Origin of the sequence: Cytobacillus oceanisediminis, from assembly GCF_007830235.1 — a bacterium.
Lineage (GTDB): Bacteria > Bacillota > Bacilli > Bacillales > Cytobacillaceae > Cytobacillus > Cytobacillus oceanisediminis.
Genome location: NZ_VLKI01000014.1, coordinates 71,056 through 83,725, shown reverse-complemented (window position 1 = coordinate 83,725; position 12,670 = coordinate 71,056). Strand labels below are relative to the sequence as shown.

Annotated in this window: 12 protein-coding genes; all 12 read left to right on the top strand. The window is 42.0% G+C overall.

Annotation, left to right across the window (positions count from 1 at the left end):
- Window positions 1-2 precede the first annotated feature (2 nt).
- The 12 genes from IQ19_RS19385 to IQ19_RS19330 all read left to right on the top strand — a co-directional run bounded on the left by IQ19_RS19385 (window position 3) and on the right by IQ19_RS19330 (window position 12,515).
- On the top strand, window positions 3-1,001 hold the full coding sequence (locus IQ19_RS19385; protein WP_144544225.1) for an ABC transporter ATP-binding protein: 999 nt from the start codon (window positions 3-5) through the stop codon (window positions 999-1,001).
- A gap of 109 nt (window positions 1,002-1,110) precedes the next feature.
- The gene (locus tag IQ19_RS19380) at window positions 1,111-2,739 is read left to right on the top strand and encodes a peptide ABC transporter substrate-binding protein (protein ID WP_144544223.1); all 1,629 of its coding nucleotides are present in this window, start codon (window positions 1,111-1,113) and stop codon (window positions 2,737-2,739) included.
- 360 nt (window positions 2,740-3,099) lie between these two features.
- A complete protein-coding gene (locus IQ19_RS19375; RefSeq protein ID WP_144544209.1) occupies window positions 3,100-4,020 on the top strand; it encodes a S66 peptidase family protein in 921 nt (306 codons plus the stop codon).
- Between the two features lie 13 nt (window positions 4,021-4,033).
- Window positions 4,034-5,140 (top strand): dipeptide epimerase, encoded by a 1,107-nt coding sequence (locus IQ19_RS19370; protein WP_144544207.1) that lies wholly within the window; start codon window positions 4,034-4,036, stop codon window positions 5,138-5,140.
- A 96-nt stretch (window positions 5,141-5,236) separates the two neighbouring features.
- Window positions 5,237-6,166, top strand: coding sequence for a C40 family peptidase (locus tag IQ19_RS19365; RefSeq protein ID WP_144544205.1), 930 nt, complete (start codon window positions 5,237-5,239; stop codon window positions 6,164-6,166).
- A 2-nt stretch (window positions 6,167-6,168) separates the two neighbouring features.
- Complete coding sequence (locus IQ19_RS19360; RefSeq protein WP_144544203.1) at window positions 6,169-7,179, top strand: ABC transporter ATP-binding protein; 1,011 nt, start codon at window positions 6,169-6,171, stop codon at window positions 7,177-7,179.
- A 1-nt stretch (window position 7,180) separates the two neighbouring features.
- Complete coding sequence (locus IQ19_RS19355) at window positions 7,181-7,966, top strand: serine hydrolase (protein ID WP_144544200.1); 786 nt, start codon at window positions 7,181-7,183, stop codon at window positions 7,964-7,966.
- A gap of 155 nt (window positions 7,967-8,121) precedes the next feature.
- On the top strand, window positions 8,122-8,562 hold the full coding sequence (locus tag IQ19_RS19350) for a MarR family winged helix-turn-helix transcriptional regulator (protein ID WP_144544198.1): 441 nt from the start codon (window positions 8,122-8,124) through the stop codon (window positions 8,560-8,562).
- 226 nt (window positions 8,563-8,788) lie between these two features.
- Complete coding sequence (locus tag IQ19_RS19345; protein ID WP_144544196.1) at window positions 8,789-9,739, top strand: ABC transporter permease; 951 nt, start codon at window positions 8,789-8,791, stop codon at window positions 9,737-9,739.
- Window positions 9,732-10,685, top strand: a complete 954-nt coding sequence (locus tag IQ19_RS19340) for an iron chelate uptake ABC transporter family permease subunit (RefSeq protein ID WP_144544194.1) — start codon at window positions 9,732-9,734, stop codon at window positions 10,683-10,685. The genes IQ19_RS19345 and IQ19_RS19340 overlap by 8 nt, the downstream gene beginning before the upstream one ends.
- Window positions 10,679-11,437 carry an iron ABC transporter ATP-binding protein gene (locus IQ19_RS19335; protein WP_144544192.1) on the top strand — a complete coding sequence of 253 codons (759 nt, stop codon included), beginning with the start codon at window positions 10,679-10,681 and terminating at the stop codon, window positions 11,435-11,437. The genes IQ19_RS19340 and IQ19_RS19335 overlap by 7 nt, the downstream gene beginning before the upstream one ends.
- A 121-nt stretch (window positions 11,438-11,558) precedes the next feature.
- The gene (locus IQ19_RS19330) at window positions 11,559-12,515 is read left to right on the top strand and encodes a siderophore ABC transporter substrate-binding protein (RefSeq protein WP_144544190.1); all 957 of its coding nucleotides are present in this window, start codon (window positions 11,559-11,561) and stop codon (window positions 12,513-12,515) included.
- The last annotated feature ends 155 nt before the right edge of the window (window positions 12,516-12,670 follow it).

Below are 12,670 nucleotides of genomic sequence, written 5' to 3'. Positions count from 1 at the left end.
GCATGGAGAAAGTACTGGAAGTAAAAGACTTGCATGTCACATTTACAACATACGGAGGCGAGGTCAAGGCAGTGAGGGGAGTATCTTTTGACCTCCTCAAGGGAGAGACCCTGGCCATTGTCGGCGAATCGGGCTGCGGAAAGAGTGTCACATCACAAAGCATTATGCGCCTTATTCCCTCTCCTCCCGGCAGAATAGCCGGTGGCGCTGTCTTATTTAAGGGACAGGATCTGACTAAATTGAAAGAATCGGAAATGAGGAACGTTCGCGGCGCTGATATATCCATGATCTTTCAGGATCCCATGACAGCTTTAAATCCCACGATTACAATTGGGGAGCAAATTATAGAGGGTATTATGCAGCATGAAATGATTTCAAGGCAGGATGCCCGTAAAAAGACACTGGAAATGCTTGATTTGGTAGGAATCCCTAATCCGGTTGAACGATTGAAGCATTATCCGCACCAATTCAGCGGAGGCATGAGGCAGCGTATTGTCATTGCCATGGCTCTCGTCTGTGAGCCTGAAGTGCTGATTGCGGATGAACCGACGACTGCATTGGATGTAACCATCCAAGCGCAGATATTGGATTTATTTAAAGATATCCAAAGGAAAACGGGTGTTTCAATTATGATCATTACCCATGACCTGGGGGTTGTCGCTCAAGTAGCTGACCGCATCGCCGTCATGTATGCCGGAAAAATAGTTGAAGCCGGGGAAAGAAGGGAAATCTTCTACAATCCCCAGCACCCATATACAAAAGGCCTGTTAAATTCAGTTCCGCGGCTTGACCTGGATGGAGCTGACCTTGTGCCAATCGGCGGATCGCCGCCGGACTTATTTTCTCCTCCTGCGGGATGCCCATTTGCGGCACGCTGCGACTTTGCGATGGAAGTATGTGACCGGGTCTATCCATATAAAACCCATTTGAGCAGGGAACACCATGTCGATTGCTGGCTCCAGGATGAGAGGGCACAGAAAATGCTTGCTGGTATAAAGTAGGTTATTCCTTTCACTGTCCCAACTAGGTGCAGTGAAAGTATTATTCTTTCAGCTGTCATTGAACAGTTGAATATAGAAAGAAATTAATATTAATAGAGGGGGAAAAGGAATGAAAAAGTTTTTATCTCTGCTGTTAGCGGCTGTATTGCTATTTGTAATGGCAGCTTGTACGGCAAACGAAAATGCCGGAAATGAGACTGATAACAAGGATGACGGCAAGAAAGAGGAAGAAAGTGCTGAGAAGGTTCTTTATTTGAACAATGGACAGGAGCCTACATCGTTTGACCCTCCAATCGGCTTTGACTCTGTTTCCTGGAGCGCGTTAAACAACTTAATGGAAGGATTAACCCGTTTAGGAAAAGACCATGAACCAGAAGCGGCAATCGCTGAAAAGTGGGATGTTTCAGAAGATGGAAAGACCTATACATTCCATATCCGTGAAGATGCAAAGTGGTCAAATGGTGATGATGTAACAGCAGGCGATTTTGAATTTGCGTGGAAGCGCCTTTTAAATCCGGACACAGGATCTTCAGCAGCATTCCTTGGCTATTTCATTGAAGGCGGAGAAGCTTATAACAATGGAGAAGGTTCAGCCGACGATGTAAAAGTAAAAGCGGTTGATGACAAGACATTTGAAGTGACTTTAACAAGTCCTCAGGGCTACTTTTTAAGTGTAATCACAAACCCTGCATTCTTCCCGATTAACGAAAAGGTAGCAACAGAAAATCCAAAGTGGTTTGCTGAAGCAGAATCTTTTGTCGGAAACGGTCCTTTCAACTTATCCGAATGGGAGCATGAAAGCCATTTTGTAATGGAAAAAAACGACCAGTACTGGGATGCTGAAAATGTAAAACTGGATAAAGTTCATTGGGCAATCATTGATGACACCAATACAGAGTACCAAATGTACCAAACAGGCGAGCTTGATGTTTCCGATGTGCCAGCAGAGCTAAGCGAGCAGCTTTTAGGTGAAGCAAATGTTGAAGATCAGGCTGGCGATTATTTCTACCGTTTTAATGTAGAAATGGAACCATTCCAAAACGTAAACATCCGTAAAGCCTTTGCGATGGCTGTAGACCAGAAGCAAATTGTTGATTACGTAACAAAGAATGGCGAAAAACCGGCTTATGGTTTTGTTTCATATGGCTTTACAGATCCTTCAGGAAACGACTTCCGTGAAACAGCAGGCGATCTTGTTAAAACAAATGTAGAGGAAGCAAAAGCGCTTCTGCAAAAAGGTATGGAAGAAGAAGGCTATGACACACTTCCTGAAGTAACTTTAACCTACAGCACAAGCGACTCTCACAAAAAGATTGCTGAAGCGCTTCAGCAAATGTTCAAAGAAAACCTTGGCGTTGACGTAAAGCTTGCCAACATGGAATGGAATGTTTTCTCAGAAGAACAAAAAGCGCTTAAATTCCAATTATCCCGAAGCTCTTTCCTTGCTGACTATGCTGATCCAATCAACTTCCTTGAAAACTTCCAGACAGGTCATTCAATGAACCGTACTGGCTGGAGCAATGCTAAATACGATCAGTTAATTAAGGATGCAAAAAATGAAGCAGATGAAGCGAAACGCTTTGAACTAATGTACGAAGCTGAAAAAATCCTATTTGAAGAGATGCCGATTATCCCTATCCATTTCTACAACCAAGTATATCTTACGAATGATGCTGTTTCAGGTATCGTCCGCCATCCGGTAGGATACATGGAACTTAAGTGGGCAGATAAGAAGTAATTCTTCTTCAGTTTGATTTAAAGGAACAGGGAAAAAAGGGGTGTTCGCACGAACATCCCTTTTTTTAAGGAGAAAGGACAAATCATTTTTTCTGAACTTTGATGAGTGTCCAGCTGCGGCTCCTAGGGACTCGAGGCCATAAGCCGCTTCCTTCCAGAAGGAAAAAACGCCTTCTTGCAGGAATCGTCTTATGCTTTTCGTCCCTAAGCAGTCGCCTCCGCTTTTCGAATTTATTTCCCGAAAAATAATAGATTTTCCCGAAATTTAGCATATATCCTCGAAAATGAATTCATTTCCCAAACAAAGTTTTTGCCGATGGAGCATATAATGCTAAATACCAACTAAAAAGGATGTGACAGCATGGCAATCAAACCACTCCGCCTTAATAAGGGAGATACCATTGGGGTTATTGCACCGGCAAGTCCGCCTAACAAGGATAACCTGAAACGTTCCTTATCCTTTTTGGAAGAGCTGGGTTTAAAGGTAAAGATGGGGGACCATGTTTACGATCAATATGGCTACTTGGCCGGAAAAGATGAAGACCGTCTGGCAGATTTACATAAGATGTTCCTTGATAAGGAAATAAAAGCAATCATATGTGCCGGCGGGGGCTATGGCACAAGCAGGATTGCTTCACAAATCGATTATTACTTGATAAAAAACAACCCGAAAATATTCTGGGGTTACAGTGATATAACCTTTTTGCATACCGCAATTCGCCAGCAGACTGGGCTGGTAACCTTTCATGGGCCAATGCTTGCTTCAGATATTGGAAAAGAAGATGCGGATCCCCTATCAAAGAAATATTTTAGCCAATTATTCGAGCCTTTCGTTCTTGACTATCCAGAAGGAGTTTCCAATCTGGAAACGTTGGTGGATGGAAATGCGTCAGGGATTCTAACCGGAGGAAATCTATCCTTGCTTGCCAGCACGATTGGAACGCCATATGAAATAGATACAAAAAATAAGCTCTTGTTAATTGAAGATATTAACGAAGAGCCCCGTGCAGTGGACCGTATGCTAAACCAGCTTCATATGGCAGGGAAGCTTGAGGATGCGGCAGGCCTTATCATCGGCGATTTTAATAATTGTGTTCCGCAAAGAGACCTTTCCCTGGAACTGGATGAAGTGCTGGATACTTATATTAAAAAGGTAAATAAGCCGGCTTTAAAAGGCTTTAATATCGGCCATTGTTCTCCCCATATTTCCGTTCCCCTTGGCGTAAGGGCAGAATTGGATGCAACCAATAAAAAGCTGACGATTGAAAGCGGCATTGAGTAAAAGGGTGGTATAGATGAAAATATACAAAATTGAAACAAACAGAGTTACGGTACCACTGAAAAAACCATTTAAAACAGCATTAAGAACTGTCGAGACAGCAGAAACAATAGTCGTAAAAGTAACGTGTGATAACGGAATCATCGGCTGGGGAGAAGCACCTCCGACTGTTGTGATTACAGGTGACAGCCTTTCAAGTATTGAATCGGCGATCCACCACGTATTAAAGCCATTATTAATAAATAAAAGCCTTCTAAACTATGAAGATATTTTCCAAGGGATCCAGTCAGCCTTAATAGGAAATTCAAGTGCCAAGGCTGCAGTTGATATGGCGCTGTATGATTGCCTGTCCCAGCAATGCAAATTGCCGCTTTACCAGTTCCTGGGTGGCCATAAAAATGAAGTGGAAACTGATTATACGGTGAGTGTCAATGGACCGGAGGAAATGGGAGAAGATGCCGTTTCCTATGTACAGCAGGGGTTTGATGTCCTAAAGGTAAAGGTCGGCAAGGATGATATTTTGACAGACATCGAGCGAATCAGGGAAATCCGCAATCGGGTTGGCTCCAAAATTAAAATTAGGCTTGACGCCAACCAGGGCTGGAAGGCAAAAGAAGCGGTTTATGCGATCCGCAAAATGGAGTCTCTCGATTTAAATATTGAGCTTGTCGAGCAGCCTGTTAAAGCATGGGATATCGAAGGGCTTAAGCAGGTAACAGATGCAGTTGATACACCGATAATGGCTGATGAAAGTGTATTTACGCCCAAGCAGGCTTTTGAAGTAATCAAAACGAGAAGTGCGGACTTAATCAATATTAAGCTGATGAAATCAGGCGGCATCTACCAGGCGCAGATTATTAATCAGCTTGCAGAAGTCTGCGGGATGGAATGCATGGTCGGCAGCATGATCGAAACCCGAATCGGGATCACAGCTGCTGCACATTTTGCAGCCAGCAAAAAGAATATAACCCGCTTTGATTTTGACGCCCCATTGATGATGGCCAAGGAAGTAGTGGATGGAGGCATTCGGTATACGGGCCGCAAAATTACGCTGCCATCCGATCCTGGCCTTGGAATCCGGAACGTTTCTTTCATTGAGGGCAAACAGGAATTGACTTCTTGATTAAGAAAGCTGGTAGTGTAATCAGACCACTGCCCCTTTTCAGAGGGAAATTATTTATTATTGGCACATGCACCTTTTATAAAGGAGGAGTTCGTTTTGGCAATACAGCAAAGATGGCTGGTTTCTGTTCCGGTAGCAACATTGTGGACGGCATTTGATTCCTCAAGGGATATAGACCGGGAGGCAGTCAACAATCCAGTCGACCTTGATTCATGGCTTGAGAAACTAACATATGAGCCCCGGTTGGAGCTTTGCGACGGAAATCTTGTGCAATCACAGGTTTTATACGGGCAAGAAGTAATCGTACTGGAAGTGAAAGAGGATTGGGCCCACGTGATTGTACCAGACCAATCTTCTTCAAAGGACGAGAGAGGATATCCGGGGTGGATCCCAAAAGCCCAGCTTGTACAAAAAAATAATTGGGGCCTGGATGACAGCAAGGTTGCTGTTGTGCAAAAGAAAAAAGCAGAGCTTTATTCAGAAGGTCAGAAACCGGAACTTATTTTAAGCTACCAAACCGTTCTTCCGGTTTTGAAAGTGGATTCTGAATGGATAACAGTGCAGACCCCATATGGAGAAGGCCTTTTAAAGGCTGAAGATGTGAGTGTATATGAATCTATGGACTGCGTTCCGAAAGGGAACGGAAAAGACATCGTTGCAGCAGGAGAACAATTTTTAAATCTGCCGTATTTATGGGGCGGCATGAGCAGCTTTGGCTATGACTGTTCCGGATTCAGTTATTCCATGTGCAAAGCCAATGGGTATATCATTCCTCGCGATGCGCATGACCAGGCTGAAGCAGGGAAGCCGGTAGAACTTGATGCCCTTAAACCGGGTGATTTATTGTTTTTTGCATATGAAGAAGGAAAAGGCAAGCTTCATCACGTAGGTATCTATTATGGTGAAGGAAAATTGCTTCATTCTCCTAATACCGGCAAAACGATCGAAATTATCGATCTGAAAGGTACCATATACGAAAAGGAATTATGTGCAGCTAGACGCTACTGGCAAGAGACGGAGGAATAAAGATGCCAAACGAAGCACTATTAAAGGTCAATAATCTAAAAAAGCATTTTTCAATGGGCAAGGGACAAACCTTAAAAGCGGTGGATGATGTTTCCTTTCATATCCGGAAAGGCGAAACATTTGGAATCGTAGGTGAGTCAGGATGCGGTAAGTCAACCGCAGGGCGTACGATTATCGGTTTATATGATCGTACCGAGGGCGAGGTTACATATGGCGGAAGAAACGTCCATACAATGACTGAAAAAGAAAGGTTCGCTTTTCACCGGAAGATGCAAATGATTTTTCAGGATCCGTATGCGTCCTTAAATCCAAGGTCTACAGTCCAAGAAATCATCTCAGAGCCTATGGAGGTCCACGGCTTATATCCGAATAAAAAGGAACGTCTTGAGCGGGTGTACCAGCTATTGGAGGATGTTGGACTGAATAGGGACCATGCCAATCGCTACCCTCATGAATTCAGCGGCGGGCAGAGACAGAGGATTGGGATTGCCCGCGCATTGGCGCTCGATCCGGAATTCATTATCGCCGATGAACCCATTTCCGCGCTTGATGTATCCGTCCAAGCCCAGGTTGTGAACCTGCTGAAAGGGCTGCAGAAAAAGAAAGGCCTGACCTATCTGTTTATCGCCCATGATTTATCAATGGTTAAACATATCAGTGACCGTATTGGTGTTATGTATTTGGGTCACTTGGTTGAATTAACGACGAGTGATCGGTTATATAAAAACCCTCTTCATCCATATACCCAGGCATTGCTGTCTGCGATTCCCATTCCTGACCCAGATGTCGAGGACCATCGGGAAAGAATTATTTTGGAAGGAGAGCTTCCAAGTCCGATGAATCCTCCAAGCGGCTGCGTATTCAGAACCCGCTGCCCATATGCTATGGAAACATGCGAGACTATGAAGCCTGAATGGCAGGAGATTGAAAAGGAACATTATGTGGCATGCCATCTATACAATGAAAAAGTCACAGGAGACAATAACCGGCCGCAAGTAGCGGTGACTAAATAAGATGGATTTTTTAAAATTAAAGGCAGAAATTCTGGAACTGGCCAACTGCTGTGAAGGCCGTGTTGGGGTGTATATCCAATCAGAGGAAGGTATTATTGAAGAGAATTGCAGAAAGGCATTTTCTTCTGCTAGCTTAATAAAGGTACCCATTTTACTGGCGGGGCTTTCTCAAGCTGAGACTGGCCTGCTTCAGCTGGAAGAGGAAGTTCAGATTAATAATGCTGTCCGGGTTGGCGGATCTGGGGTATTGCAGTCCATGTCCAAAGGTCTGAAGATGAAAGTAATAGACTTAATGACGCTTATGATCATAGTGTCAGACAATACAGCTACCAATCTCGTCATTGATTTGATAGGGAAAGAGAACATCAATGGCTATATGAAAAATATCGGATTGAAAAACACAGAACTCAATCGGAAGATGATGGATTTTGAGGCTCTAAAAAAGGGCGTTGATAATACTACTACTGCCAGAGATATGGCGTTTTGCTTAGAGGGTTTGGCAGAACGTTCAATTTTATCAGTGGAAAATAAGGATTTGGCGAGGCGGATCTTAAACGGCCAGCAGTATAAAAACAAACTGGCAAACACTGTGGATCTGGAGAAAGTACAGGTAGCCAATAAAACAGGAGAATTGCCGGGAGTTGAACATGACTGTGGGATATTTACCGGCAATGGAAGAACAGTTTACACTGCCGTACTTGTTGACCAGCTTAAGAACCAGGCAGCCGGAAGAGATGTTCTATCCTTTATTGGCAACCGGATATACAGATATATGATTAAAGACTAAAGAATCGTTCTGATGGGGACGGTTCTTTAGTAGTTTAGGGGAGAAGTCACTTTGCGATCAGTCATATTTATGAACAATTTGAAATATACTTGCATCAACAAGTATATTCATTTACACTTAATAGTATAAGCTCCTGAAGAGAAGAGGAGAACATTATGGCAAAGGAAAAGTATCTTCTGGATGATTCTCTTGGCTATAAGCTTTTCCACGCCTCACGTTTAATGTCCAATCGGCTGAACAAAAATTTCAGGGATGCCGGTTTTGATGTGACGTATGAGCAATGGCAAATCTTAAGCCGGCTTTATGAAAAAGACGGCCAAACCCAGAATCAGCTTGCTACTAAAAATGAGCGAGATCAGCCAAGTGTATCGCGGCTGGTTGATAATATGATTAAAAGAGGTTTGGTTGCCCGGATTAGTAATAAGGCTGATAAGAGAATTAATCTTATTTATCTGACAGACAAGGGCAGGGAAATGGAAAATAGTCTCACAGCACTTGCTTTAAAGACGATTGAAGATGCATCAGATTCAATCGATAGTAAGGAGCTTGAAATATGTCTCCGAGTTCTGGATCAGGTAAGGGAAAATCTCAAATGAGATTTCCTCCAGGAAACTTGTCTAAACAAGCAATGCTATTATTTTTTTATTTAGCAATGATAATCCTTCTCACTTGATCTGTTGGCATTGTTAAAAATTTCCTCTACAATATAAAAGTTCATTTGATAATGATTACCATTATCAATTATTTTTTTGATTAATAGTGAGAATGATTATTATTTTCATATTTTATAAACTTCAATCTAGGAAAGTGTTAGGAACTGCCATGAAAAAAAGGTATTTAATCATTATCCTTATTCTTTTATCTTTTACCTCTCTATTTATTGGGGTTAAGAATTTAAATCCGCTCGATTTATTTAATATGGATGAAGACCAGCTGCATATTTTAACAGCCAGCCGATTCCCGCGGCTTATAAGTATCATTATTGCGGGGATGAGTATGAGTATTGCCGGATTGATTATGCAGCAGCTGTCCAGAAACAAATTTGTATCGCCGACCACGGCGGGTACGCTGGATTCGGCCCGGCTTGGTATTCTGGTTTCTCTTATGCTGTTTACTTCAGCTAGTCCATTCGTAAAAATGCTGGTTGCCTTTGCCTTTGCGCTTCTGGGAACTTTCATTTTTATGAAAATACTGGATAGAATCAAGTTTAAGGATGCCATCTTCATCCCGCTTGTCGGGCTGATGTTTGGAAATATCATAGGCAGCATCACAACCTTCTTCGCCTTGAAGGAGGATTTGGTTCAGAATATGTCTTCATGGCTGCAAGGGAATTTTTCTATGATGATTCAGGGAAGATATGAGCTCCTGTATATTAGCATTCCAATTGTGCTCGTTGCTTACCTCTATGCCAATAAGTTCACCATTGCGGGAATGGGAGAAGAATTTTCTGTGAACCTGGGGCTTAACCATAGGCAGGTTGTGAATATAGGCTTGATTATCGTCGCACTTGTCACTACGGTGGTCGTTTTAACGGTGGGGATGATCCCGTTCCTCGGCTTAATTATCCCGAATATCGTGACCATCTATCAAGGGGACCACCTAAAGAAAAGCCTTTCCCATACAGCTCTGATGGGCGCAATATTCGTGCTTATCTGTGACATCTCCGGACGTGTAATTATTTATCCGTATGAAATTCCGATTGGTGTAACAGTAGGTGTGATTGGAAGCGGAATTTTTCTTTATCTGATCATGAGGAGAAAGGCATATGAGTAAACAAGCAAAAATCGGCATCCTTGCAGGTGTATCTATTATTTTGATTTTAGGTTTCTTATTTATAGATTTAGGAAGCAATTGGGACTATGCACTTCCTAAAAGAGGGAAAAAGGTGCTCGCCATCATATTAACGGGCGGAATCATTGCCTTTTCAACGATGATTTTCCAAACGATTACGAATAACCGAATCTTAACGCCAAGCATTATTGGCCTGGATTCCCTATACATGCTAATTCAGACCTTCCTCATCTTCGTATTGGGCTCAATGAATGAGACGGTTATGAATAAAAATATTAACTTTCTAATCTCGGTAGGATTGATGGTATTATTCGCAGGACTGCTGTACCGTATCCTTTTTAAAAAAGAGGGCGGCCAGAATATCTATTTTCTTTTATTAGTAGGGATTATCTTTGGAACCTTTTTTCAAAGTATTTCTTCATTCATGGAAGTTCTGATTGACCCGAATGAGTTTATGATTGTGCAGGATCGAATGTTCGCCAGCTTCAACAATGTCAACACAGACCTTCTAATCAGTGCGATGGTCCTTATCGCCTTAACGGGAGCCTATTTTTACCGTTTTTCAAAATACCTCGACGTGCTTTCCCTGGGAAGGGAGCAGGCGGTAAATCTGGGCGTTGACTACGATTATGTCGTAAAAAGGCTTTTGATTATTGTTGCCATCCTGGTTTCGATTGCGACAGCTTTAGTCGGGCCGATCACTTTCCTTGGCCTCCTTGTCGCAAATGTCGCACATGAATTCATGAAAACGTTTCAGCACAAATACTTAATTCTGGGTTCAATTCTAATTAGCATTATCGCTCTTGTCGGCGGCCAGCTGATTGTGGAAAGAGTGTTTACTTTCTCTACGACGTTGAGTGTCATCATTAACTTTGCGGGCGGCGTGTATTTTATCTATCTTCTATTAAAGGAGAATAAAACATGGTAGATGTTATAAATGTCTCAAAACAATATGGAAGCAAATATGTAGTTGAAAATGTTTCAGTTAGTATCCCAAAAGGAAAGATCACGTCTTTTATCGGGCCGAATGGAGCTGGTAAAAGTACTCTTCTTTCGATGATTAGCCGCCTTATCTCTGCTGATGAGGGAGAAATATTAATCGAAGGCAAAAGGCTGGATCAATGTAAAAGCAAGGATCTTGCCAAACAAATTTCAATCCTCAAACAATCCAATAATATCAGCATCAGGCTGACGATCAGGGAGCTCGTTTCATTTGGGCGCTTTCCTTATTCACAGGGGCGTTTAACAAAAGAGGATTGGAAATTTGTTGATGAAGCCATTGACTATATGGAATTAAAGGATATTGAAAACAAATATCTGGACCAATTGAGCGGCGGCCAAAAGCAGCGGGCTTATATCGCCATGGTCATTGCCCAAAATACCGATTATATCCTTCTGGATGAGCCTCTTAATAATCTGGATATGAAGCATTCGGTGCAGATTATGAAGGTGCTTCGCAGGCTGACCCAGGAAATGGGAAAAACCGTCATCATTGTTATTCATGATATCAATTTTGCTTCCACCTATTCCGATTATATTGTCGCTTTAAAGAATGGCAAAGTAGTCAAGGCTGGCACGACTGATGAAATCATTTCTTCTCCCGTGTTAAAGGAAGTCTATGATATGAATATCCAAATTCATGAGTTTAACTGCCAAAAGTTCTGTATGGTATTCAACTAATGGTTTCTTAAAATTGGGCGCTTTTCAAAGGGCAATTAGAGGAAGGGCCCTCCTCTATGAATAGTTCTGAGATGAGCGGGCAATTTTTGAAATAATATATTATTCTATGAGGTGGACAAACATGGTAAGGAAGTTATCATTGTTTTTAATAATGGCTGTGTTGGCTATTGTGACTGCAGCTTGCGGTACAGAAACATCACAGGAAGCAAATGGATCAGATGAGGGCAGCAAAACAGAATCAAACGAAATCACAATTAAGCATCAATTGGGAGAAACTCCGGTGAAAGTGAATCCGGAAAAAGTAGTAGTCTTTGATTTTGGTGTGCTGGATACATTAGATAAGCTTGGCGTTAAAGTAACAGGCGTTCCTCAGGTGAATATTCCTCAATATCTTTCTAAGTTTGAAGACAGCAAGTATGAGAATGTTGGAAGCCTGAAAGAACCTGATTTTGAAAAAATCAGCGAAATTGAACCCGAACTGATTATCATTTCGGGAAGGCAGCAGGAAGCTTATGAAGAATTGAGCGAAATTGCACCAACTATTTTTATGGGTGTAGATACATCTAAATACATGCAATCTTTTAAGGAAAACACCAAGACATTAGGAGAGATTTTCGGCAAGGAAGAAGAAGCAGAGAAAGAGCTTGCCAGCATTGAAGAATCCATCGCAGCATTAAAAGAAAAAGCAACTGCAGATGGAAGTAATGGTTTAATCATCTTAGCGAATGAAGGAAGCCTTAGTGCATATGGATCTGCCTCCCGCTTTGGGATTGTCCATGATGTATTTGGCGTTAAGCCTGCCGATGATAAAATTGAAGTTTCCACTCACGGGCAAAGCGTTTCTTCAGAGTATATTGTAGATAAAGATCCGGACTATCTATTTGTCATCGATAGAGGGGCAGCAGTGGAAGGAGAGTCCTCTGCCAAACAAATCATTGAAAATGAACTTGTGAAAAAGACAAAAGCGTATAAAAATGATCATATTGTCTACTTAAATCCTGATTATTGGTACCTTTCTGGCGGCGGATTAGTTTCTGTTGCCGAAATGGTGAAGGAAATTGAAAAAGGATTGGAATAACTAAAAGAAAATAGACTAGAAAGTGCAGCTTTTAAGGGGTTATATATAAAAAAGAGCATGAATTCATCTATTTCATGCTCCTTTTTATATTGAAGAGAAGTTTATTTGCAACTTTGGCCAATATATTAGCAAGTTTTTCATTTTGTTTGCAACTC

Excerpts from the sequence above, each read along its gene's own strand:
- IQ19_RS19385 (WP_144544225.1), top strand. The coding sequence starts at position 3 with ATGGAGAAAGTACTGGAAGTAAAAGACTTGCATGTCACATTTACAACA.
- IQ19_RS19380 (WP_144544223.1), top strand. The coding sequence starts at position 1,111 with ATGAAAAAGTTTTTATCTCTGCTGTTAGCGGCTGTATTGCTATTTGTA.
- IQ19_RS19375 (WP_144544209.1), top strand. The coding sequence starts at position 3,100 with ATGGCAATCAAACCACTCCGCCTTAATAAGGGAGATACCATTGGGGTT.
- IQ19_RS19370 (WP_144544207.1), top strand. The coding sequence starts at position 4,034 with ATGAAAATATACAAAATTGAAACAAACAGAGTTACGGTACCACTGAAA.
- IQ19_RS19360 (WP_144544203.1), top strand. The coding sequence starts at position 6,169 with ATGCCAAACGAAGCACTATTAAAGGTCAATAATCTAAAAAAGCATTTT.
- IQ19_RS19355 (WP_144544200.1), top strand. The coding sequence starts at position 7,181 with ATGGATTTTTTAAAATTAAAGGCAGAAATTCTGGAACTGGCCAACTGC.
- IQ19_RS19350 (WP_144544198.1), top strand. The coding sequence starts at position 8,122 with ATGGCAAAGGAAAAGTATCTTCTGGATGATTCTCTTGGCTATAAGCTT.
- IQ19_RS19345 (WP_144544196.1), top strand. The coding sequence starts at position 8,789 with ATGAAAAAAAGGTATTTAATCATTATCCTTATTCTTTTATCTTTTACC.
- IQ19_RS19340 (WP_144544194.1), top strand. The coding sequence starts at position 9,732 with ATGAGTAAACAAGCAAAAATCGGCATCCTTGCAGGTGTATCTATTATT.
- IQ19_RS19335 (WP_144544192.1), top strand. The coding sequence starts at position 10,679 with ATGGTAGATGTTATAAATGTCTCAAAACAATATGGAAGCAAATATGTA.
- IQ19_RS19330 (WP_144544190.1), top strand. The coding sequence starts at position 11,559 with ATGGTAAGGAAGTTATCATTGTTTTTAATAATGGCTGTGTTGGCTATT.